22 protein-coding genes are annotated in these 23,729 nt (G+C 54.8%); 4 read left to right on the forward strand and 18 right to left on the reverse strand.

All coding sequences use genetic code 11. From position 1 onward, the window contains the following. Nucleotides 1-16 precede the first annotated feature (16 nt). From arsB to BA6348_RS15455, 15 genes are all read right to left on the reverse strand, one after another. Nucleotides 17-1,051: an ACR3 family arsenite efflux transporter gene (gene arsB, locus BA6348_RS15380; protein ID WP_005831904.1), complete on the reverse strand. Its 1,035-nt coding sequence runs from the start codon at nt 1,049-1,051 to the stop codon at nt 17-19. An 18-nt stretch (nt 1,052-1,069) separates the two neighbouring features. Beyond that, a complete protein-coding gene (locus BA6348_RS15385; RefSeq protein WP_005831902.1) occupies nt 1,070-1,510 on the reverse strand; it encodes an ArsI/CadI family heavy metal resistance metalloenzyme in 441 nt (146 codons plus the stop codon). Nucleotides 1,511-1,575: 65 nt separating this feature from the next. Next, entirely contained in the window at nt 1,576-1,890 is a 315-nt protein-coding gene (gene arsR, locus BA6348_RS15390; RefSeq protein ID WP_005831900.1) for an arsenical resistance operon transcriptional regulator ArsR, read from the reverse strand. A gap of 11 nt (nt 1,891-1,901) precedes the next feature. After that, a complete protein-coding gene (locus BA6348_RS28040; RefSeq protein WP_129552208.1) occupies nt 1,902-2,135 on the reverse strand; it encodes a SpvB/TcaC N-terminal domain-containing protein in 234 nt (77 codons plus the stop codon). 480 nt (nt 2,136-2,615) lie between these two features. After that, nucleotides 2,616-2,984, reverse strand: coding sequence for an acyl-CoA thioesterase (locus BA6348_RS15405; RefSeq protein ID WP_026557169.1), 369 nt, complete (start codon nt 2,982-2,984; stop codon nt 2,616-2,618). 124 nt (nt 2,985-3,108) lie between these two features. Beyond that, nucleotides 3,109-3,936 (reverse strand): carbohydrate ABC transporter permease, encoded by an 828-nt coding sequence (locus BA6348_RS15410; RefSeq protein ID WP_005831897.1) that lies wholly within the window; start codon nt 3,934-3,936, stop codon nt 3,109-3,111. A gap of 13 nt (nt 3,937-3,949) precedes the next feature. Beyond that, entirely contained in the window at nt 3,950-5,260 is a 1,311-nt protein-coding gene (locus BA6348_RS15415; protein ID WP_122952477.1) for a carbohydrate ABC transporter permease, read from the reverse strand. A gap of 129 nt (nt 5,261-5,389) precedes the next feature. Next, nucleotides 5,390-6,721, reverse strand: a complete 1,332-nt coding sequence (locus BA6348_RS15420) for an ABC transporter substrate-binding protein (protein WP_007787574.1) — start codon at nt 6,719-6,721, stop codon at nt 5,390-5,392. A gap of 66 nt (nt 6,722-6,787) precedes the next feature. After that, the gene (locus tag BA6348_RS15425; protein WP_122952478.1) at nt 6,788-7,837 is read right to left on the reverse strand and encodes a Gfo/Idh/MocA family protein; all 1,050 of its coding nucleotides are present in this window, start codon (nt 7,835-7,837) and stop codon (nt 6,788-6,790) included. Between the two features lie 18 nt (nt 7,838-7,855). Beyond that, nucleotides 7,856-8,824, reverse strand: coding sequence for a sugar phosphate isomerase/epimerase family protein (locus BA6348_RS15430; protein WP_007787572.1), 969 nt, complete (start codon nt 8,822-8,824; stop codon nt 7,856-7,858). 37 nt (nt 8,825-8,861) lie between these two features. Next, entirely contained in the window at nt 8,862-9,893 is a 1,032-nt protein-coding gene (locus tag BA6348_RS15435) for a LacI family DNA-binding transcriptional regulator (RefSeq protein WP_025846685.1), read from the reverse strand. Nucleotides 9,894-10,081: 188 nt separating this feature from the next. Next, the gene (locus BA6348_RS15440; protein ID WP_141333624.1) at nt 10,082-11,407 is read right to left on the reverse strand and encodes an ATP-binding protein; all 1,326 of its coding nucleotides are present in this window, start codon (nt 11,405-11,407) and stop codon (nt 10,082-10,084) included. Further along, nucleotides 11,331-12,233, reverse strand: coding sequence for a sigma-54-dependent transcriptional regulator family protein (locus tag BA6348_RS15445; RefSeq protein WP_122952479.1), 903 nt, complete (start codon nt 12,231-12,233; stop codon nt 11,331-11,333). The genes BA6348_RS15440 and BA6348_RS15445 overlap by 77 nt, the downstream gene beginning before the upstream one ends. A gap of 261 nt (nt 12,234-12,494) precedes the next feature. Continuing rightward, nucleotides 12,495-13,547 (reverse strand): zinc-dependent alcohol dehydrogenase family protein, encoded by a 1,053-nt coding sequence (locus BA6348_RS15450; RefSeq protein ID WP_122952480.1) that lies wholly within the window; start codon nt 13,545-13,547, stop codon nt 12,495-12,497. A gap of 57 nt (nt 13,548-13,604) precedes the next feature. Beyond that, nucleotides 13,605-15,107, reverse strand: a complete 1,503-nt coding sequence (locus BA6348_RS15455; RefSeq protein WP_007781044.1) for an aldehyde dehydrogenase family protein — start codon at nt 15,105-15,107, stop codon at nt 13,605-13,607. A gap of 303 nt (nt 15,108-15,410) precedes the next feature. Between BA6348_RS15455 and BA6348_RS15460 the strand changes: the two genes are divergently transcribed. Next, on the forward strand, nt 15,411-17,204 hold the full coding sequence (locus BA6348_RS15460; RefSeq protein WP_242507361.1) for a sigma-54-dependent Fis family transcriptional regulator: 1,794 nt from the start codon (nt 15,411-15,413) through the stop codon (nt 17,202-17,204). On the opposite strand, the gene BA6348_RS27695 is transcribed toward BA6348_RS15460, so the two are convergent. From BA6348_RS27695 to BA6348_RS15470, 3 genes are read right to left on the reverse strand one after another with little or no spacing between them, the layout of a single operon-like run. Then, on the reverse strand, nt 17,205-17,330 hold the full coding sequence (locus tag BA6348_RS27695; RefSeq protein WP_255320403.1) for a hypothetical protein: 126 nt from the start codon (nt 17,328-17,330) through the stop codon (nt 17,205-17,207). Beyond that, a complete protein-coding gene (locus BA6348_RS15465; protein WP_005831877.1) occupies nt 17,327-18,259 on the reverse strand; it encodes a response regulator in 933 nt (310 codons plus the stop codon). The genes BA6348_RS27695 and BA6348_RS15465 overlap by 4 nt, the downstream gene beginning before the upstream one ends. Continuing rightward, nucleotides 18,237-19,448: an ATP-binding protein gene (locus BA6348_RS15470; protein WP_371861766.1), complete on the reverse strand. Its 1,212-nt coding sequence runs from the start codon at nt 19,446-19,448 to the stop codon at nt 18,237-18,239. Before BA6348_RS15470 ends, BA6348_RS15465 begins: the two co-directional genes overlap by 23 nt. Nucleotides 19,449-19,644: 196 nt before the next feature. Between BA6348_RS15470 and BA6348_RS15475 the strand changes: the two genes are divergently transcribed. From BA6348_RS15475 to BA6348_RS15485, 3 genes are all read left to right on the forward strand, one after another. Continuing rightward, complete coding sequence (locus tag BA6348_RS15475) at nt 19,645-20,838, forward strand: transposase (RefSeq protein WP_007787630.1); 1,194 nt, start codon at nt 19,645-19,647, stop codon at nt 20,836-20,838. 370 nt (nt 20,839-21,208) lie between these two features. Continuing rightward, on the forward strand, nt 21,209-22,150 hold the full coding sequence (locus BA6348_RS15480) for a glutaminase (RefSeq protein ID WP_026557166.1): 942 nt from the start codon (nt 21,209-21,211) through the stop codon (nt 22,148-22,150). Nucleotides 22,151-22,177: 27 nt separating this feature from the next. Next, complete coding sequence (locus tag BA6348_RS15485; protein WP_122953501.1) at nt 22,178-23,605, forward strand: alanine/glycine:cation symporter family protein; 1,428 nt, start codon at nt 22,178-22,180, stop codon at nt 23,603-23,605. Nucleotides 23,606-23,729: the final 124 nt, after the last annotated feature.

The following is a 23,729-nucleotide window of genomic DNA, read 5'->3' on the forward strand; positions in this document are numbered from 1 at the left end:
CTCCCCTTTTCAACTTTTATGTGTTAGCAAAATATTTTCGGCGCAACCATAATGAGACGTTAACCAAGGCGATCATCACAGGCACTTCCACAAGCGGGCCGATAACTGCTGCAAACGCTGCGCCTGAATGAATCCCAAACACACCGATGGCTACGGCGATTGCCAACTCAAAGTTATTGCTGCCTGCTGTAAACGCTAAGGTCGCCGTAACCGGATAAGCGGCACCGATCTTCCTCCCCATGTAAAAAGCAAGAAAGAACATCACGAAAAAGTAAATCAGCAAAGGAATCGCAATGCGAACGACGTCTACAGGTACGCTGACGATGCTTTCCCCTTTCATCGAAAACATGACGATGACGGTAAAAAGCAAGGCAACCAACGTGAGCGGACTTAGTTTGGGCAGAAATACTTTTTCATACCATTCCCTGCCCTTTGCTTTGACCAGACCAAAACGCGTCAGCATCCCGGCAAGAAACGGAATCCCCAAGTACAGGAGCACCGATTTTGCCACGTCCGCCATGGTAAACGTCACCATCGCTCCCTGGATGCCCAGCCATTCCGGAATGAGCGTGAGAAACACATACGCGTATATGGAGAAGAAGAGCACCTGGAACACCGAATTGAATGCCACCAGCGCAGCCGCGTATTCTGTATCCCCTTTGGCGAGGTCATTCCACACAATGACCATCGCAATACAACGGGCCAAGCCAATCACAATCAGCCCTGCCATGTATTCTGGCTGATCGGCCAAGAAAATGACGGCCAGCAAAAACATCAGGATCGGACCAATCACCCAGTTTTGAAGCAGCGACAGGAAAAGAACTTTTTTGTCCTTCCCAATACGAGCCATTTCCTCGTATCGAACTTTTGCCAACGGGGGATACATCATCAAAATCAGGCCGATGGCAAGCGGGATCGAGGTGGTGCCCATCTGGAAACGGTGCAAACTATTCGTAAAACCCGGTATGAACGTCCCTGCCAAAATGCCGACTGCCATCGCAAGAAAAATCCAGAGGGTCAAGAAACGGTCTAACAACGATAATGGCTTCATGAAATACTCCTTTTTGGCTTAGCAACACGAAACTGTATCCCGCGCTGTATTTTCCTCTACACAGCAAGCTACTTGTTTCGTATAGCGGAGGTCGCTGTCAGCCTTTGTGTAAAAAAACTCCCATTCGTTTCCGTCCGGATCGGTGATCCAAAATTTGTCCTGGACAGCATAGCAGCAGGTCGTATCCAGTTCGTCACGCACCAGGATGCCTTCCTTTTCCAATCGTTCCTTGTGAAGAGCGATCTCTTCTGCGCGTTCCACCTGGAAGCCGAAGTGATTCACCTGGTTACCGCGAATCGCGTCCCGAACATTCAAGGTAAAGTTTAGCCCTGGGCTTTCCAGCAAAAACTTCGCATAATCGCCCTTGACCTTTACAGGCTTCACCCCAAACATTTTCTGGTAAAATTCAACTGATTTCGCCAAATGCGAAACATTGATTCCAACGTGCGCATACTTCATTTCTGATTCCTCCCCTGATTCAAAAGTCATTCATCAAAAAAAATTGATGTAAGGATCAAAAAAAATTAGCAGCAGCTTCCTTTTCCGGCTTTCCTGAAGATGCAACAAAGCTCTTCCGATAGCAGGTGATTCACTTCCTCATCATTCAAATCGTAGTAACTCCATGTTCCTTTTGTCTCTTTTGTAATCAGATTGGCGTCCAGCAAAACTTTGAGATGGTACGAGAGCTTGGATTGCGGCATGTCAAAAACTTCCGTAAGGTCGCAGACGCACGTTTTCCCTCGCTGGCACAGCTCATACATAATTTCTAATCGTCTCTGATCGGCGAGCGCTTTGAATTTCTTCTCATACTGCTCCAACTTTTGTTTCAGATTGTTCATGGAAGATGACCTCATTCATCAATTTTTTTTGATATATAGATTATAGGCATGATGTGCAAGGAAATGCAATCGTTGATTCCTTTGGCGGTTTTGCGCGAGAGCAAAGGGAGAGACAGGCTGAATCCCAGACCGAAAATGCCGTTCCCCTCTCCTGAGCTGTACGCGAGCTGCAGTTTTTGGAAAACACCCTCGACCGGGCGTGAGGTGGATGGGAAGGGAAAAGGAAAACGTTCCGGTAAACTCATGCTGCGCAAAGGTTTCGCCCATTCCCTGGATGGCGCCTCCCCCTTTTGGCAGCGAGATGTGGCTGGTCGTTATTTTACTGGACATGGCTTGTTTCGCGGCTGCAACTCAACGGATCTCATTTCTGTACCGCGCTCCCTTCCTGTTCAGAGTGGATTTTTCGTCGAAACGAGACAAAACCAACAGCGAATCGTGAGGAAAGTTTGTACGCAAAGTGTATTTCAGTCAAATTTGCCACAAATTTCAACATTCTTTTTTTCTGTAGCGGCAACTTTTGTCATGGTTAGCGGCTAGACGGCGTCGTCGCCATCTCGTGCCGTTTTGCCCGTCTCCGGAAAAAACGTTTGACTGAAGGCCCGGACGCCAGAAGCAGCGGTCGTTTTTCGTTTGGGCACGCCAAAAAAAGCCCGATTCTGAAGCGATCGGACCCTCTTTTCCTGCACGGGCGTCTTTTGCCAGGCGAGCAAGCGGACTTCCCCTGCTTACGCTTGCTGCCGCAGCTCATCGGGCACGCGAATCTTTTCGCCCGTCCTTGCGCAAATGGCGACAAACGTAACCTCTGCTTGCAAGACAAGCTCATCGCGCTGGTTGCGGATGAGCTGCCTGAGCACAAAGCTCGTGTTGCCCACCCGCTCTATGGACGAATGAATCAGCAGGACGTCGCCGAGAAAGGCTTCCTTTTTGTATTCGGCTTGCAGCCTGGCCACGAACGAGCGGAAGCCAAGGCGGGAAAAATAGTGATACCACGGCTGGCGAGCCTGCTCCAAAAACGCCATGTATTGGACGTTGTTCACATGGCCATCGTGAATCTCCTCTGGTTGTACGCGAATTTCAAACGGTGAAAACGGCATGGACTCTCCCCTTTTGTCTGTGCTGGCAGGTTTGTTTTCGTCATAGTTCGATAGTTCGCGCCCCCTGCTGAAAATTCCTGCCAGCCTGGGCGAGCCGCATGCTGTGCCACTTAAGTCGCACGCCTCACTCTTTGACTGCGCCGGACGTCAAGCCGGAAATAATCCGTCTCTGGAAAATCAGCACCATAATTACGAGCGGCACGGTCACGATGATGGACGCAGCCGAGATTTCCCCCCACGGAATCGTGAACATCCCTTGAAACATGACGATGCCCACCGGAACTGTCTTCATCGCTTCCTGCGTATTCAGCGTGAGCGCAAACAAAAATTCGTTCCAGGCGGCGATAAAGACGAGAATCGCCGTCGTAAACACGCCTGGCATCGCCAGCGGAAAAAACACGCGCGTCATCGTCTGCCAAATGCTCGCCCCGTCCACTTTGGCGGCTTCTCCGAGATCGCTCGGAATTTTGCGGAAGAAGATCGTCAAATTCCAGATGGCGAGCGGCAGCGCGAAGGTCGTATAGGGGATAATCAGGCCAAGGTAGCTGTTTGTCAGACCCACGGACTGCATGAACATGAAAATCGGCGAGATCGTGGCGATTTGCGGGAACATGGAGACGGCCAAAACGACGCCGAGAATGATCGTCTTCCCGCGAAAAGACAGCCAGGCGATCGCATACGCGGCAAAGGACGCAATCGTGATCGAATACAGCGTCGTCAGCGTCGCTACTACCGTCGAGTTCCACAAATATGTGGCAAATGGCCGTTCGGTGAATACGCGGATGAAGTTGTCGAGCGTCGGATTCTCGATGATGAACTGAAAGGCGCGCTCACCGAACAACTCCCCTGGGGGTTTTAGGGCGGCGAGCAAAATCCATAAAAACGGGAACATGACGACGAAGACAAAAAGCAGCAATCCGACGTAGAACAAGGGCCCTGCACTTTTTTGCATGCACGTTTCCTCCTTATTTTCCGTTGCCCTCACCCAAGAGGTCTGCTCCCAAAATTTTGACGTAGCCAATCGAAATCAGGGCGACGCACAAGAAAACAATGACAGCGAGCGCCGAGCCTTCGCCAAAGCTCATCTGCGCAAACATCGTTTTGTAGGCGTAGATGGAAATCGTTTCGGTCGAGTTGGCTGGCCCCCCGCCTGTGAGCGCGTAAATGAGGTCGAACACCCGGAACGCGTCGAGCGTGCGGAACAACAGCGCCACGAGAATCGTCGACTTGAGCATGGGCAAGGTGATGCGGAAAAATTGCTGGAAGCGGTTGGCCCCATCTACAGAGGCGGCTTCGTACAAGCTTTGCGGAATGGTCTGCAAGCCCGCAAAGAGCAGCAAGGCCATGAACGGCGTCGTTTTCCAGACGTCGGCCAAAATGACGGAAAACATCGCGCCTGCCTTCGTCGAGAGCAGCACGCCCATGTCCGAGACAAGCCCTGTCACCTCGAACAGATGCGCCACAATCCCGTTTTGCCCGTCGTAAAGAAATTTCCACATCATGGCGGAAATGACCGTCGGGATGGCCCACGGAATCAGCACGGTCGCGCGGACAAGCCCCCGCCCGCGAAACGGCCGATTGAGGAGCAGCGCAATGCCCATGCCGAGCACAAGCTCAATCGCAACAGAGACGACCGTGAAAAAGAACGTGTTGTACAAAGCGGCCCACATGCGGCTGTCGGTCAAAAACTTCTGGTAATAGGCGAAGCCAATGTAGTTCGGTTCGATCAGCGAGGATTGGATCCCCTCCATGACGCCGACCGCCCCCTCGGGCTTAGACAGTTGCTTTTGCGCGCCAAGCGCAAGGAGTGCCGCCTCCGCCTGCTCCAAGGTTGTCCGCACAGCATCTGTCTGCTCGCCTGTCAGCGTCACATATTTCAGTTCGGCGGGAATCGGCTTGAATTCGAGCAGCAACTGATCGACGGCGTGGTAACGGCTCGCGATCTCGCCTGTCTGGTTGAGGGAAGCATTCATTTGCTCGATCTGCTGCCGGATGGCGTCCAGTTGTTCCTTCGTTGCCCCTTCGGCAGACTCTGCCTCTCTTTTCACATAGCGGAGCAAATTGGGCAGCGTGCTGACGTAGCGCTCCATGTCCAGCCCATAGGAAGAGTGGACCTCTGTCTTCGTCGGGTCATTCAACCGGATGTCGTGCAGACTGATCCAAAACGATCGCATGACAGGCCAAATCGCGATGACGAGTATAATCAGCAGTGCGGGAAAAATCAGCAAATAGCCCATCTGTTTTTCCGAAAGGGACCCTTTGTTTTGTCGATTCATCCGTTCACCACCTTCTATCCTGATAGGAACATTCGAGGTACTGGGCAAAATCCGACATCCATTCACTCCCGGGAGAGACGCGCCCTCCCGGAAGCCATTGGACCCGTATTCTTTCCGGCTTGCCTTGCGTTATTTTTTTATCAACTCATTCATTTTCGTTTCCATGTTTTGCACAGCTTGCTCGGCGGTTTGCTGTCCGGCGAGCGCCTTGGACACCTCGATCTGGATTACTTCGGAGATTTTCGGATAAATCGGCGTAGTCGGACGGGAGACGGCAGCGCTGACGCCATCTACGAAGTCTTTGTTGGCGAACAGCGGGCTTGCCTTTTGCACTTCGGCATCTTCATACACAGGCAGGAAAGTCGGAGCGAGTCCGCCGTGCACCGCCGAAATTTTTTGCCCTTCGGCCCCCGTCATAAACTTCAGAAATTCCCACGCTTCTTTCGGATGCTTGCTGAACTTGTTGATGCCGCCCATCCATCCGCCGAGCGCCGCAGCGGACCCGGCATCGCCTGCCGGCAGCGGAGCGATTGCTACTTTGTCGACGATTTTGGACTGCGCCTGATCTTGTGCGAGCGCGAACTGGTACGGCCAGTTGCGGACGAAAGCCGATTGTCCTTCGAGGAAAGCGGTATGCGATTCGGTCTCCATAAAGGTGGTGATGTTGCTCGGCACGAAGTCCGATTGGACGACCTCGATCATTTTGTTCAAGCCTTTGATGGTGGCCGGATTGTTAATCGCCACGTTGCCTTGTTCATCCAAAATTTTTCCGCCGTAGGAGGCAATGAACTCGACGAAGTTGCACACCAGTCCTTCGTATTGCTTCGCTTGCATCAGGTAGCCGAATTTCGTGCCGCCCTGCCCCTTCGTGGCTTTCGCCTGCGCGATCAGCTCATCCCATGTTTTGGGCGGCTCTTTGACCAGGTCCTTGCGGTAAAACAGCAGCCCGGCATCGATGAATTTCGGCATGGTCCACTGCTGGCCGCCGAAGTTTCCGGCATCCATCGCCCCTTTGATGTATTTGCCGGTGTCAATGCCGTCCTGCTCGATCAAGCGGTCCAGCGGGAGCAAATAGCCGGCCTGGGCAAATTCCGCGGGCCAGATGACGTCTAAGTCAAACACGTCGATCTCCTGGGACTGCGCGCTGAACATAGTGACGTACTGGTCGTGGCTTTGTCCGGTGTCAGACGGCATTTCGCGAATTTCTACCTCGATGTTCGGGTGGGCGTTTTGAAAAGCTTCGACGAGCTTTTTCGTGGAGTCGGTCGCATCTTTGCCGCGCGCGTAGACGAGCTTGACTTTTTCTGCGGCGGGCTGCGGAGCCGGTTCTGTCTTCGGTGCCTCGGTCGCGGGCTGTCCCTGTGCGGGCGCGGATTGTTGCGGAGCTGATGAGCATGCTGCCAAGGAGAGTGCAACTGTCAAGGTAAGTCCCATTGATGTAAGCCGTTTCATAACTTTCATGCAATTTAACCCCCTATGCTCTTTATGGATCTATGTCGCCTGCCAAAGCAGGCCGTAAAACCGCCGTTACAGTCGGACAGCCTCGCCTGTTTGCGCCGACTGGTAAATCGCCTCGATCAACCGGGTGATGTACAAGGCTTGCTCCGGTGTGCAGAGCGGCTGCGCCTTCCCTTCGACCGCATCGAGGAAATTGGCGAGCAGCATCACCCGCTCGTTGCAAGGCGTTGGCGACAGCTCCGTCGTCGCCGTCACGCCGCCCCACTCGTGGTACAGCGTCAGCTTTTCCTCAAGCAAGCCGAGCGAGACGCCTCCCTCCTGCCCGTACAGTTGCAGGAAAACGTTTTCTTTTTCGATGTGAGAAGCCCAGCTTGCGTCCAGCGTGAGCGAAAATCCGTTTTCAAATGTAATCATCGCGACCGCCATGTCTTCGACGTCAAACTTGCCGTTTTCCTCGCGCCTGCCCCACTCGGACAGTCCGCGCTTGTGCGGGCCGAATTGCGCATACGTCTGGCCGAGTACAGACACCGGCTTTGGATGGTCGAGCAGCCACAAAGTCAAGTCGAGCATATGTACCCCGATGTCAATCAAAGGGCCTCCGCCTGCCAGCTCTTTTTGCGTAAACCAACTCCCCCAGCCGGGAATGCCGTTGCGCCGCACCCAGCCTGTCTTGGCGTGATAGATGCTGCCTAACCTGCCTTCGTCCAGCCATGCCTTGACTTGCTGGGCTTGGCTGCGAAAGCGGTTGTTTTGCGCGACCATCAAAATTTTCCCGGCTTGCTTCGCCGCTTCGATCATGTCTTCCGCCTGCTGGGCGTTCATGGCCATCGGCTTTTCGCAGAGCAGATGCTTGCCTGCTGCCAGCGCTTGTTTCGCCGCTTGCGCGTGCAAATAGTTCGGGACGCAGACGATCACCGCGTCGATCGGCGCTTGCGAAAGCATCTCCTCATAGTCGGTAAAGACGTGCGCAATCCCGTACTGCTCGGCTTTTTCCGCTGCCGTTTCCCGCGACACATCTGCAATGGCGACGATCTCTGCACGCGGCTCCCTCTTGGCCGCCTCCAGATGAGCCAGAGCGATCCCGCCTGCCCCGATGATCCCGATTTTGTGTGTGCGCATATTCGCTACATCTCCCTCCTACACCCACCAAAGATTTTTGATCGGCTCGCGCAAAATGACTTGCTGCAAATTTTGCACGGCGCGCTCGAAGCCTTCCTCAATCGACATGATCGCGTCTTCGTGCTCGATGCTGATGACGTAATCGTAGCCGTTCATGCGCAGGGCGCTCATCATGTCCGCCCACGTCTGCTGCGAGTGTCCGTAGCCGACCGTGCGGAAATACCACGCCCGTTCATTGAGATTCGCGTACGAGTTCATGTCGGTCAGCCCGTACATGTTCACCTTGTCCTGATCGATATACGTATCTTTGGCATGGAAGTGGTAGATCGCTTGTTCTTTTCCCAATATTTTGATCGCCGCTACCGGATCAATGCCTTGCCACCACATATGGCTCGGGTCGAAGTTGGCCCCGATCGCGTCTCCGACTTGCTCGCGCAGCTTGAGCAGCGTACCCGGTGTATGGACGAGAAAGCCTCCGTGCAACTCCAGGGCGACTTTGACCTGATGCGACTTGGCGTAGCCGCCCCACTCTCTCCAGTACGGAATCAGCTTCTCGTTCCACTGCCAGTTCAGCACGTCGCGGTATTCATTCGGCCAGGGAGCGACAGGCCAGTTCGGGTACTTCGCGCCTTCGTGATCTCCCGCCGTGCCGGAAAAGCAATTGACGACAGGAACTTCCAGCAACTCAGCCAACTGAACCGTTTTGACGAACGTCTCGTGCGACTGCTGGGCAAAGCTTTTGTCCGGCGAAAGCGGATTGCCGTGGCAACTGAGCGCGCTGATGACCAGTCCCCGCTCCTCGACGGCTTTGCGGTACGCCTGACGCTTTTGCTCGCTTTCCAGCAGCTCATCGAGCGGGCAGTGCGCGTTGCCGGGATAACCACCCGTCCCGATTTCCACTGCCTCCAGTCCCGCCTCCTTCACATGGTCGAGCATTTCCTCAAACGACTTGTCGCTAAACAAAACGGTAAACACACCGAGCTTCAAATGCTTCCCCTCCTTTTTTCTCGCGGAGCTTGCAGGTTCATCTATGGGCAGTTCGTGATGCTCCCTCAAATACAGCGCTTACACTTTGCCGGATGACGAGATGGTGCGGCACGGTGCTCATCCGCTCCACCGGCTCGTTGCGGATTTGCTTGAGCAGTTGCTCTGCCGCTGCCTTGCCGTACATGAACGGGTCGTTGTGTACGGTCGTCAGCATGGGGCGGGTCAAGGAGGCCAGCTCCAGGTTGTCAAACCCCATGACCGAGATGTCTTCCGGAACGCGAATCCCGTGGTCGTGCAAATAGTTGAGCACGCCTACGGCCATCAGGTCTGTGGCGACAAACACGGCGGTCGGACGCACAGCTTCCTCGCAGATGCGGCGCATGGCCTCATAGCCGCTTTTGGCAGTGAAATCGCCCTCTACGACAAAGCCCTCGTGAATCGGCAGGTCGTGCGCGCGCATCGCTTTGCGGTATCCGCCCATGCGGTCCAGCCCGCACGGCGGGTCCCACAGCGGCCCGGAGACACAGGCGATTTTCCGGTGGCCCTGCGAGATGAGATAGGCCGTGGCATCGTAGGACGCCTGGACGTTGTTGACGTTGACGGTCGGAATCTGATAGCCGGGCAAGTCATGCCCCGTCACGACCATCGGCACCTGCATGTCGTGGAGCGTCTGGAAGCTGCTCTCCAGAAAATGAATGCTGGCGATGATGACGCCATCGAGCTGCTTTTCTTTGAACAGGCGCAAATACTTCAGCTCTTTGTCCACGACCTCGTCCGAGATCGCTAAAAACATGCTGTAGTCGTCTTCGCTGAGGACACTGTCGATCCCGTAGGTGAGGTTAGAGTAAAAATTGTTGTTGATGTCCGGAATCATGACGCCGATAATCCGGGTTTCCTTGCTGACGAGACTGCGGGCGATCGCATTCGGCTGAAAGCCCGTCTTCTGGACGATGCGCAAAACCCGCTCGCGCAGCTCCGGCCTGACTGGCTTCGAGTTGTTCAATACCCGCGAGACGGTGGCAATCGAGACGTTGGCGAGTTGGGCAATGTCTTTTATGGTGACAGAAATGGTCTCTCACTCACTTTCTCTCATTCAGGTAAACGTTTTCCTATCCAGAAAATAACATCCGGGCTTTGTTTTGTCAATATTCTGTCATTTTTTCTTTTCGACTTTTCCCGTCAATTGTCGCGCTGCTTCCCGAACCTGTTGCCACCGAAAAAGCCCAGAGGCTTTCCCCCTGGGCTATCGCCAAAAGCTCATGCAAAGGACGCACATACCGGCAGCGTAATCTCCACCGTTGTTCCCTTGTTCCGCTGGCTGCTGATTTTCATGTTCCCTTGATGAGCTTGGATGATTTTGTAGCTAATCATCAGGCCGAGACCTGTTCCCTTTTCTTTCGTCGTATAAAACGGCTCGCCCAGCTTCTGGATGCGCTCTTCGCCTATCCCCTCTCCCTGGTCCTGAATGCGCACAGAAAGGCTGTCGCCGAGCTGCTGGAGCTGAATCGTGATGCGCCCGCCGTTTGGCATGGCTTCGATCGCATTTTTTAAAATATTGATAAAGACCTGCTTTAATTGATTTTCTTCGCAATTGACCATCGTGGCAGTCTCGTCCAGCTCCACCGTGATCTGGACGTTGTTTAAAATCGCCTCGGTTTGCAGCAGCTCTACTACCTGATGCAAGAGCGGCGAAAGGTTGCGCGGCGTGAAGTTGATGACCTGCGGCTTGGCGAGCACCAAAAATTCGTTCACGACCGATTGGATGCGATCCAGCTCGGAGAGGATCGTCTGAAAATACTCCCGCTTGTAGTTGCCCTCCTGAATGAACTGGATGAAGCCGCGAATCGAGGTCAGCGGGTTGCGGATTTCGTGCGCGACGCCTGCGGCCAACTGGCCGACGACAGACAGCTTTTCTGATTTTCGCAGCAGTTCCTCGGTCTTTTTCAGCTCGGTAATGTCGTGGCTGATGACCAACAGGCCGATGCGCCTGCCGTCCGGGTCGAAGAGTGGAACTTTGCGCACGTCAAAAATGCGCGATTCTTCCCGACTGACGAAAATGATCTCTTCCAGGCGGACAGGCTTGCCCTCTTCCCACGCCCGCTTGTCCGACTCGGCGCATTGCAGCAACGCGCTCCGGTAATGGGGGGACAGTCGCGCCAGCTCCTCGTCGTGCTTGCCCTGGTACGGGACATGCTCCAGCTCAAAAATGCGCAGGCAGCAGTCGTTTGCCTCGATCCAGTGGCCCTCGCCTTCCTTGAAGCAGACGGAATCGGGCATGGCGTTGATTAACGTCCGCAACTGCTTGGCATTTTCGATCAGCGCGGCCTCCATCCGTTTATGCTCTGTAATGTCACGCTGAATCGCGACAAAAGCGATCAGATTGCCTTTTGCATCAGAGAGCGGGGAAATGAATGTACTGACGTTAAGCAACGTGCCGTCCTTGCGCTGCCGCACCGTCTCATACGAGGTCACATGGCGGTTTCGCACGATTTCCGCGTGCAGCTTCTCATAATCTTCCTGCAAAAAATCGGGAATCGTCGGCAGCTTGTCGCCGATCACTTCCTGCTCGCTCCACCCGAACATTTGGCGGTGCGCCGATCAAATTTTGTTGGTTGTCTATCCAGCCCTGTTCGTACAGCATGTTCGAAGCGTTGATGACCTTGCCCCCGCGGTCCAGCACCAGAAAAGGACTGCCGACAACCGAGGACACGAGCTGGGAAAAGCGCTCCGTCAGGCGAAACCGCTCCTGCTCCAGTTGATTGCGCAAACAGCTTTCCACCGTTTGCCTCGCGGAGATCACCGCTGACAGCGAGTGCGGATGGTAAACCCGCCACAAGCCTGTCAGGTTGAACACCCCCAAAATATCGCGGGTGGCCGGGTCGCGGATAGGAGCGGCCGAGCACGTCCATTTTTGCACCTCCTGGCAAAAATGCTCGGCGGCAAACACCTGCACCGGGCTTCCTGTCACAAGGGAAGTCCCGATGGCGTTCGTCCCTGCCCGATTCTCTGCCCAGGACGAGCCGAGGACGAAATTCATGTCTTCTGCTTTCAGCATCAGCGACAAGTCGCCATCGAGATGGACGATATCGCCTGCCGCGTTGCAAAACGTAACCAGGTGGCCGGAGTCCATCGAAGCATCCTTCAGCTTCAACAGAAGCGGCTTGAGTATGCGCTGAAGCGAGTCACCCTGCCAAAAGGCCTCAATCTCTTCCCGGGACAGGGTGATCGCTGTTCGGTTGCTCAGAGGATGGATGCTTTGCTCCTGACAGCGTTGCCAAGATTCGTACATCAGCGGTCGAATGGCCGGTCTTTCACTGATTCCTGAAACAAATCGTTCCCACTCCAGTTCAAGCTTTACTCTTTCTTGTGAAAGATTAGCAAACCTATCCAGAGCTATCCGCTGATTCATGGTCTCCATCCTCCAGATTAGAAAACTTGGCTGCGCCAAGCCGTTGGCGCAGCCTTAGTTGCCCTTGTACTGGATAAGAATCTTATCCATTCTTAATCTGTATAAAAAAGTGGGTGACACATTTTTTGAATTAACATTTCGACAATTGACCCAATTTTCCTTTTTATGAAACGTTTTTTAAGTACACTTGAGCGCAGAAAAAATCAACCAGTGTGTCTTTTGGCGCTGCTGCGGCCAAAAAGACACACTGGCTGTTTGCTCCTACCGGAATTTTGTAATGACGTTGAATCCGAACGTGTTGTAGTTCGTCATATCCTCCAGGATGCCAGACACATCGTCGAGCGCTACCTCGCGGGAAACGAGCGAGGACGGATTCAGCCTGCCCTGGGCAATCATGGTCAGCAAGCCGTCATAGGCGGCGTGCGGATTGCCGATGCTGCCGACAATCTCCAGTTCCATCGCGGTAATCGCGTCAATCGGCAGCCCGACCATACCGCCTTCGTCTTTTGTCGTCAGGCCGATCTGCACATGCCTGCCGCCTTTGCGCAGGCTCAGAACCGAGTTGAGGATCGTATCGCGTATCCCCAGGGCATCAATCGAGGCGTGCGCCCCGCCCTTCGTGATTTCCTTGATCGCTTCGACGACGTTTTCCTTCCTGGCGTTGACGACCGCGACGGCGCCCTCTTCTTTTGCTTTTGCCAGTTTTGCGTCGTCTACATCCACGGCGATGACCATGGCGCCGACAGCGCTTGCGACCTGCACCGAGGACAAGCCTACGCCGCCTGCCCCGTGTACGGCAAGCCAGTTGCCCGGCTGGACGTTTCCGCGCACGACGCCGTGATACCCTGTCATGTAGCGGCAGCCGATGGCCGCAGCCGTCAACGTGTCCACCTCGTCGGGCAGACGGATCAGGTTAAAGTCTCCGTTCGGCACCTTGACGTATTCCGCGTATGCGCCATCGTAGCTGAATCCGAAGATCGCCATGTTGTCGCAGCGGTTGGAATGCCCGGAGAGGCAATTGGCGCAATGCGAGCATCCTTCGTGGAAAGGCGTGGTCACGCGATCGCCGGGACGGAAGTTTTTCACTTCCTTGCCGACCGCCTCGACGACACCTCCCAGCTCATGGCCCGGAATAATCGGCAACTGCGGACTCAACCCGATCCAGTCCCAGTCGCCCATCCACGCATGCCAGTCACTGCGGCATACCCCGCACGCCTCTACCCGGACGATGACGTCTTTTGGACCCGGCGTCGGGTCCGGCACCTCCCCGATGTAAAGTGGTTTTTGTTGCTCCAATATTTGCGCCGCTCTCATGTACCGTTTCCCCCTTCATTTTTTCTCGTTCTTTTTTTCAGCCTTGTCCGCAGGGAATTAATCCAGATTGACCCAGACCGCTTTTACCTGTGTGTACAAATCGAGCGCATACGAGCCCATTTCCCGCCCGTACCCGGACTGCTTGTAGCCGCCAAACGGCACGGCTGCGTCCAGCGCATTGTAGCAGTTGACCCAGACGGTGCCCGCTTCGAGCGCGTGCGCGACTTTGTGCGCCTTGCGCAAGTCTGTCGTCCAGACGCCAGCAGCCAGCCCGTACTCGGTGTCGTTTGCCCGCCGGATGACATCGGCAATCTGCGCTTCGTCGTCAAACGGCATCGCTGCGACGACCGGGCCAAAAATTTCTTCGCGGGCAATCGTCATCCGCTCGTTCACATCGGCAAAAATCGTCGGCGGCACAAAGTAGCCCGGCCCGTCCAGCGGTGCGCCTCCCGTCAGCGAGGTCGCGCCTTCCTCATGCCCTTTTTGCAGGTAGCCCGACACCCGCGCAAACTGCTCGCTCGATACGAGCGGCCCGATCTCGGTAGACTCGTCCAGCCCGTTGCCCTGCTTCATTTTCGAGGCGAAGCTCGTCATGTCGGCGAGGACGTTGTCGTACACTTTTTTATGGACGAACAGCCGCGAGCCTGCGCAGCACACCTGTCCCTGGTTGAAGAAAATGCCCATCAGCGCGCCGGGAATCGCCTTGGAAAAATCGGCGTCCGGGAAAATGATGTTCGGCGACTTGCCGCCCAGTTCCAGCGACACCCGCTTCAAGTTGCCAGCGGCTTGCTGCATAATAAGCTTGCCAACCTCTGTCGATCCGGTGAACGCCACTTTGCGGATGCGCGGATGGTTCGTGATCGCAGCGCCTGCCGTCGGACCAAAGCCCGTGATGATGTTGACCACGCCTTCGGGGAAGCCGGCCTGCTGGATCAGCTCAGCCAAATAGATGGCGGTGAGCGGCGTTTGCTCGGCACTTTTCAAAATGACGGCGTTGCCTGTCGCCAGAGCCGCCCCCAGCTTCCACGCCGCCAAAAGCAGCGGGAAATTCCACGGAATGATCTGCCCGACGACCCCGACAGGCTCGCGGCGCGTGTAGGTCAGCATGTTCGGTCCGGCCGAGTTGTTGATGACTTCGCCCGCGAGCTTCGTCGACCAGCCAGCGTAATAGCGGAAATGGTCAATCGCCAGCGGAATATCGGCGACGCGGGCATGCGTGACGGGCTTGCCGTTGTCGATCGTCTCGAGCTGCGCGAGCGCCTCGGCGTGCTCTTCCATCAGGTCGGCCAGCTTCCACAGCAAGCGGCCCCGCTCGCTCGGCGTCACTTTTGCCCACGCGCCCGCAAGCGTCTTTTCGGCTGCCTGCACCGCCAGTTCCACGTCTTCGGCATCTGCCTCGTACACCGAAGTAATCGCCTTGCCTGTTGCCGGATCAATCGTCTCAAACGTCTTTCCCGATGCCGATGCTACAAACTCCCCGCCAATGAACAGCTTTTTCGGCCCGCCCGCCAAAAAAGCTTCCACGCGAGGGTCCAGTGAGATGTTTGCCGTCTGCGTCACGAAAAGTCCCTCCTCTTTTTTTGCTTGGAAATGCTTACGCTCGCTATAAGAAGCATGTTTCATGCCAAAACGAAAACGCTTTCAAAACGGCTATTTGCATCGTTTTCGCCTTGTACATTGGAACAGTTGCTCCATCTCGCCGATACAATTGCTCCATCACTCCTCTTATATTGTTTGAAAATTGTGGTAATATAGAAGAGATAGTCTCATTTCTCTTTCGGAGGGGTGAACCGTTTGCTTGCGCCTACTAATGCCTTGCTGAAAAAGTCGTGGGAACGAAGTCGCTTGAATGGAGTCAATGCGTTGACAGCAAAGGATGCCATACTGGAGGAAGCCCAGTTCCGGCAGTATCGGGAACAGAAAGAAGAGTTCATGAGAACGGTCGACCCGACGATGGAGCATTTGGCCTATTGGCTGAAAAGCTCGTACTCGATCGTCGTCCTTTGCGATCCATCGGGGTACATCCTCGAAAGCAAAGGCGATCCTGCCTTTCTCAAGGACACGGAAAAAATTCAGGTGCATCGCGGAGCCTGCTGGTCTGAACAGGTGCGCGGGACCAACTCCGCAGGGACAGTCATCGTGGAGCAAAAACCGCTTGCCGTCGTCGGAACCGATCATTACTTGCCTTCCAACCACATGCTTTACTGTGCGGCTTCCCCGATTTTCGACCCGTACGGCGAGCTGGTGGCGGTCCTCGATTTCAGCGGCCATTCTGCCATGTACCACCCTTCCCTTTTGGGCATGGTGGACGTGATGGCGCGCAAAATCGAAGACTGGCTGCTCATCCACCGCCCGGATCGGCAAATGGTCATCTCGCTGTACCCGGAGCAAAGCGCGAAGCACCACGCCTTGCTCGCCGTCGACCAGGACGGAGTCGTCACAGGCGGCAACCGCGAGGCGCAGCAGCTTTTGCACCTGGACAAAAAGCGGTTCGGGCAGGTACACCTGACCGAGCTTATAGCGGACATCGAGCCTTTGCTCGGCAGGCAAAAAGACACAGCGGCAGCGCTCACGATGCCGCTGCATGCCAAAGCCAGCGGACAGCGCCACTGGCACGCCAAAGTCCTGATCGACACACGGCCACCCCAGCTTGCCGCATCCCCGCCCTCCCGACCGAAGCCGACCCGGCCTCCTAATCGGACTGGCCTTACTTCTTTTGATGAGCTGTACGGGCAAGACGAGCAGTTTCTCGCGGCCATTCGCCTCGCCAAACGGGCTGCCAAGACGGATTACACCGTCATGCTCTTCGGTGAAAGCGGCACGGGCAAAGACGTCGTCAGCCAGGCGATCCACCTCGAAAGCAACCGGGCGGACAAGCCGTTTGTCGCGATCAACTGCGGCGCGATTCCGAAAAGTTTGCTGGAAAGCGAGCTGTTCGGCTACGAGCCGGGAGCGTTTACCGGGGCCAAGCAGTCCGGTCAGCCCGGAAAAATCGAACAGGCACACCAGGGGACGCTTTTTCTCGACGAAATCGCCGAGATGCCGCTGGAAATGCAAGTGGCCCTGTTGCGCGTGCTGCAAGACTTTACCGTCCATCGCGTAGGCGGAACGAAGCCGATTCACGTCGACGTGCGAATCATTACCGCCACCCATACGGATTTGTGGCAAAAAGTGCAGGAGGGCAGCTTCCGCGCAGACTTGTTTTACCGCCTGCAAGGCGTGCAGATCACGCTGCCGCCACTGCGCGAGCGCGCGGATCGGCTGCAGCTCGCTGCGCTTTTGCTGCAAGGCATCGAGGCGCAGCTCGGGACAGGCCCGCTTACGCTTTCCGCCAGTGCGAAAAAGCTGATCGAGAGCTACTCCTGGCCGGGGAATGTTCGCCAGCTTGCCGCAGCGCTGCGCGAAGCCGCTTTTCTCTCCGAAGGCGGAACGATTGAGCAGGCGAGCTTCCCCGCCTACATCTTGTCCAGCTACTCCCCGCCCGAAGCGATAGAGCTTGCCGCGCCGACGGCGAACACTGAAAAAAACGAGATTGTCGAGGTGCTGCGGCAAACAGGCGGGAACGTGTCGCAGACGGCGCGCATTTTGGGCATCGGGCGCAACACGGTGTACCGCAAGCTGAAAAAGCTGCTGGACCAGGACGGCCCTCATCCGTAGTTACAGACCGATCGCGTTGCCCTTTTTGTCCAAAACAGTCGAACGCCAAAAAGCCCGGATCGACCAGATCGGGCTTTTCGTGATGGGCAAGAGGCGGACGCCGGGAAACGAGCCGTGCGGTTTCACGCTTCCGACTGGATGCGTCTGGCCTCGGCATACAGCACCTGAATAAACTTTTTCATATTGATGCGAATATCGGAGGAAGCAGCGGTCTTGTTTTTCAGCTCCGCCATTTTTTTCCACACAAAAGTAAAGTCAAAAAACTGCGACGCGTAATTCTCGAATTTCCAGTTGGACAGATCGGACAGGCCGAGCGAAGCCAAATGGTTCAACGACTGGTAGATCGCCCTTCGCACCCGTTGCTCCGATGCCTTGACCACCTTCATGACCTGCGCTTCTTCTGCCCCTGCTCCCAACCTGGCTTCGGCCACCGCGACGAAAATTTCCTTGAGCGCGGGAAAGCCGTTTTTGAACGTGTGCGTTTGCTCGTAGTCGGACAAGTAATCCAAAATATCGAGTAGATCGTTGCTCCCGTTCTCGCCCGCAATGCCAAGCTCCGACAGGAGGAATTGTCCCGCCTCGCGCAACTGCTTTTCGTTTTTGGCCGTGCGCGTCTGGCCCGTGGCCGCCTGATCGAGCTGCAAAACCGAATGCAGCGATTTGTGGATGTCCTGGATCGATTTTTCCAGCCGAATCTTCTCGATCACTTTTTGCAAAATCGTCACCACTTCGATCCGGTTGACGGGCTTGATGATGTAGTATTCGCTGCCGAGCGAGTAGGCTTGCGCGATCAAGTCCTTCGATTCTACCTGGGAAATCATCACGATCTTTCCCTTGAACGCCGGGCGAATTTGCCGGATCGCTTCAATCCCGTCGCGAATGGGCATGAGCAGATCGATCAGCAAGATGTCTACATGGCGCATCGTCAGCATATGCCCGTCGATGAGCGATCCGTCCTCCGCTTCCCCCACGACTTCCCCCAAATTTTCATCCTCAATAATCTCCGTCAACATCAGGCGCACGGCCTCATCATCATCGACTACGTAAAAAAGCATCGTCTACTCTTTCTCCCTTACATGATTGATCGGCAGCCGGATGAAAAACTCTGTCCCTCTCCCGGTTGCTCCGTCGTGCGCGGTTGCGTCGGGGCGGAACGCCCGGGCCGTCGTCCACGATTTTCAGCTCGACGAAGTCGCCGTTTCTGTCCACGTGGATCACGATACGCCCCGTCTGCTGGATCGCTTCGACGGCATTGGCGACGATGTTGTTGATGAGCGACAGCAGCGTAAACGCGTGGTAGTGCGGATGCTCGCCGGAAATCGTGCTGGAAAACGCAATCTGCTTTCCCAACAGGCTCGCGTATTTCTGATTGGAGCGCATGATGATGTCCACCAGTTGGTGAATGTCCATAAAATCCGTCTTGTTTTCGTGCGAAATCAGCTTTTGCAGACCCGCAAAAATGCGCTGGTTGTCCTTTTTGATCTCATGGACTTCCCCGGCGATAATCAGCGCCTTTTTCGCGAACGACTCGACAGCAGCTTGCCCGACTTCGCTTTTCAACGCCTGCAAGCCCTGGTACAGCTCAAACGACTTGACGGTGATGTTCTCCGCGTTTTGCAGCGTCTTTTTCAGATGAATGGACTCCTCGTACAAATTGGAAATGAGCAGCAGCATGTGCTCGTGCTGGGCGCGTGTCTGCTTTTCCCGCGCCTGCGTCTCGTACAGCCGGATCATGTTCAAAAAGCTCAGGACGACAAAGCTGTGCGACAGCGCGATGACGAACATCTCCTGCAGCGCTCCCCACGTGATGACGATGTGGAACAGGACGTATTGCGACAGCAGCTCGATCAAGTCGGCCACGACCTCGATGACCATCCCGATCCCGGCAATCAATAGCGTCTGCTCGCGAAACCGCTCCATGCGGATGACGTAAAACAGCAGCGAGTAGGAAAAGTAGAAAAAAAAGCTGGAGTAGTGCTCCCGCATGGAAGCCGTCCAATCAAAAGCGCTGTGCGTGTAAAAATCGAGCAGCAGCCGAAAGCCGACCACGCAAAGCCCTGTCAAAAATCCGGGCAAAACCGCCGGAAGCCGCTGGAACAAAAGCAAGAAGAAGAAAAAGGTAGGCGCGCCAAAGCTGATCCGAAACGTCTCGTTGACCGGATAAAATTTCAACTCACCGGCGAGCGGCACGGTAATCAGCATGAGCGCCAGGAGGTACCCGTCCTTTTTTAATGGGGAATGCATGCGCGAAGCTTCCCCTCCCTGTCTGGTTTCTGCGATGAATGTCACTATTTTCCCCTATCTATTCTTATCTGAGCATTTTGCAGAAATCTGAGCCCTTGAGACACAAGGATTTCTAGGGATAAAAAAGGGACTTCACCCCAATTTGGAGAAGTTTTTCGGTGACCAAACCAAAAACGCCCAAAAGGAGGAAGTCACCTTGTATATTCTTCAAGAAAGTCTGTTTTCCTTCGAGGAACTGCAAAAACTTGAATCCAAAGAACGATTGCCTATCTTTTTCAGCGCTCTTGACCTACGTCCTTACGCCAAAGAACTGAGAAGCCGTTCCCCCCGAGGCGCTGACGGTCACTGCAGACAAGGAATCCTTCGGGCTTTGCTTGCAGCTCCGCTTGAGAATATCAGTACGTTCACTGGCCTACATCGCCGGCTGGATATGGATCTTCGTTTTCGCTATCGATGCGGACTTCGGCTTGATCGGAAAGCTCCTTCCGTGGCAACGTTGAGCCGCGTCTTTGCCGAGCTTACGAGCAAAGACCTGGTCAAGCGACTTTTTGAGGATCTGGTCACACGCTGCAAGCAAGAAGGCATCGTCGATGGAAGTCATGTGGCCATCGATAGTGCCGCGATCCATGCCTACGAGAAGAAACAGCCGAAACGTAAAAGCGAGCTCACAGGCAATGCAAACTGGGGTGCCAAGTTCGACTCCTTCGGCAATAAGGTGAAGTGGTTTGGCTACAAGCTTCATCTCGCCGTCGATACCAAAAGCGAACTGCCGATGGCGCTCGCCGTGACACCGGCTCATGTCCATGACGGCGATATGGCGCCAGATCTGATGGAACAAGTCGCGGCAAAAACCAAAGTCAGCTTCTTTGTCCTCGATGCTGGGTACGACCAACTAAAAAACTATGAGGCTGCCCGGAATTTGAAAGCACAGGCGATCATCCCGATGAATCTTCGCAATGAGAAAGAGCCGCCTGCCGGCATGACATCAAACGGAACGCCTTGCTGCTCCATGGGTTTTCCGATGACCTATTGGGGAGCGGATGGCGATGTTCTGAAATTCCGCTGTCCCCATGCTACAGGCAAGGTAGACTGCCCGCTCGGAATGGCCGCTTGTTCGTCTTCCAATTATGGGATGGTCGTTAAGGTGGATACAACCAGTGATCTGCGCCGCTACTCCACACCGCATCGGGAGAGCAAGCGTTGGAAAGAACTGTACAACGAAAGAACTAGCGTGGAACGATGCAATTCCCGCTTGAAAACCTATCTAACAGCCGATGCGATGCACGTTTGGGGAATTCAGAAAGTCACAACGCACCAGTACCTTAACGCCATTGTATTGCTGGCTTCTGCACTAGCCATGGTTAAGCATTCAAGCAAAGCCGCAGCTTAAATTTTTCAGCATAGACGAAAATTCTGCAGGTCTGCCCATTTTTCCAAAGCCATCACATCACGACATTGAAACCAACCACAGGCCATATAAATCTGTTGTCTTTTTCTCGAAAATGGAATTATGCAAAGTGCTCATCTATAAAATACGTGAACGACAAGTATAGAAAAAATATTTATATAAATGCGTGAAAGCTTTTGTTGGTTTTTGTTTGATTTTGTAGGTTGGTTTTAAAGTGTTCAATATACGTTTTTTGCCTGGCGTGGAAGCGCTTTCGACCGAAGGCAAAAAGGCTAGAAAGCACAGGATTTGGGGGGAAGCACGTTTGGTTCAAGCGGCAACAACGACCAATAGCAAATGGGACCGCAAGCGGATGGACGAACTGGAACAATGGGTCGCCTACCATCGCCTGCAGGCGGCAGAAGGAAAGTGCGCAAGCTATATTCCGGCCCTGCGGCGAGCAGACCCGACACAGCTCGGCATCTGCATGATCGAGCCTTCCGGGCACAAGATTACGGCGGGTGACTGGGAAGTGCCGTTCACGATGCAAAGCATTTCCAAAGTCGTCAGCTTCATCGCTGCCTGCTGCCACCACGGGATTAGCTACGTACTGGATCGCGTCGATGTGGAGCCGACTGGCGATGCGTTCAACTCGATCATCCGGCTGGAGATGCACAAGCCGGGCAAGCCGTTCAACCCGATGATTAACGCGGGCGCGATCACGGTATCTTCGCTTTTGCCAGGGGATACACCCGAACAGAAACTGGACTATTTATACAAAATTTTCCAAAAGATTACAGCTACAGCCCCTGTCGTAAACGAAGAAGTGTTCGTCTCCGAGTGGATGACGTCGCATCGCAACCGTGCGCTGTCCCACTATTTGAAAGATACGGGTTACCTCGATTGCGAGGTCGAGGAAGCGCTGGAGGTGTACTTGAAGCAGTGTTCCATCCAGGTCAACACGGAGCAGATTGCGCTGATCGGGCTGATTCTCGCGCTCGACGGCTACCATCCGCTGCGCGGCGAGCAAATTTTGCCCAAGCAAGTCGTGCGGCTGGCAAAAGCGCTCATGCTGACGTGCGGCATGTACGACGCTTCCGGAAAATTCGCTGCCTACGTCGGACTTCCGGCCAAGAGCGGCGTGTCCGGCGGCATTATGACCTTGGTTCCTCCCACCCTGAAACGAGAGTCCCCTTTTCCCGACGGCTGCGGCATCGGTATTTTTGGCCCTGCGATTGACTCGTGCGGCAACAGCGTGGCAGGCGTGTCGCTGCTGAAGCAGCTCGCGCACGAGTGGGATGTCAGTATTTTTTAAGCCAATCTATCCATTCGAGGTGACAAGATGCAACAATTCCTGTTAGATGTAGTAGCGTCCATTAACGACTTTTTCTGGTCCTACGTCCTGATCGTCATGCTGGTTGTACTCGGCCTGTTCTTTACGTTCAAAGGCGGCTTCCTGCAAGTCCGCATGATAAAAGACATGCTCCAGGCGATTCGCGAAGGAAAGAAAGGCTCCGCTGACAGCATCTCGCCTTTCCAGGCATTCTGTATCAGCATGGCCGCGCGTGTCGGTACCGGAAACATTACCGGGATCGCAATTGCTGTCGCGCTGGGCGGCCCTGGCGCGGTCTTCTGGATGTGGGTCATTGCCATTATCGGTTCTGCCTCCGCCTTTGTGGAAAGCACACTGGCGCAAATCTACAAAATCAAGGACAAAGACGGCTTCCGCGGCGGCCCGGCCTACTACATGGAAAAAGGGCTGAACAAACGCTGGATGGGCGCCCTGTTCGCGGTGCTGATTACCCTGTCTTTCGGTTTGGTCTTCAATGCGGTGCAATCCAACACGATTACGCTTGCGTTTGCAAACTCCTTCGGCACGGATCGCCTGACAGTCGGCCTGATTATGACGATCGCCTTTGCTGCGATTATTTTTGGCGGAGTCAAGCGCATTGCCAAAATGTCCGAGTACATCGTCATCGTGCTCGCGATTTTGTACATCGGCGTCGCCCTGCTGATCGTTTGCATGAACATTACGCAAATGCCGGAAATTCTCGCCCTGATCGTCAAAAACGCGTTTGGCTTCGACCAGGTCGCAGGCGGTACGCTCGGCGCGGCGCTCATGCACGGTGTAAAACGCGGCTTGTTCTCCAATGAAGCCGGTATGGGTAGCGCTCCGAACGCCGCTGCGACCGCTACGACGAGCCACCCGGTCAAGCAAGGTCTGATTCAGGCGTTTGGCGTCTTGACCGATACGCTCATCATTTGTACAAGCACGGCTTTCATCATCCTGCTGTCCGGCGCGTACAAGCAGTCCGAGTTGAGCGGTATCGAGCTGTCCCAGGCAGCGCTCAGCATTCACCTGGGAGACTGGGCTTCTGCTACGCTCGCCGTCATGATCTTCCTGTTCGCCTTCAGCACATTGATCGGCAACTACTACTACGGGGAGACGAACATCGAGTTTTTGAAAACGAGCAAAACATGGCTGATGCTCTATCGTGTGAGCGTACTCGGCATGGTTATGTTCGGGGCGGTGGCAAAAGTCCAGCTCGTCTGGGACTTGGCCGACTTGTTCATGGGACTGATGGTCGTCGTCAACCTGATCGCCATTTTCATGCTGTCGAAGGTCGCCTTTGCCGCCCTGCGTGATTATCAGATGCAGAAAAAAGCAGGCAAAGACCCTGTGTTCTACGCCGACAGCATTCCGGGCCTCGAAAACGTGGAAGCGTGGGAGGCAGCTCCGGTCGCTGCGAAAAAAGAGCACGTCAGCTAAGTTTTCACGATAGCGTCAACAAAAGAAGCCTGAGTCCTTTTCCAAGAGGACCCAGGCTTTCTTTTTGGGACGGCGGTTGAAAGCCACATCCGGGTTGCTGTCTGGATAAAATTTCCTGTCCTGC

Source organism: Brevibacillus agri, from assembly GCF_004117055.1.
GTDB lineage: Bacteria > Bacillota > Bacilli > Brevibacillales > Brevibacillaceae > Brevibacillus > Brevibacillus agri.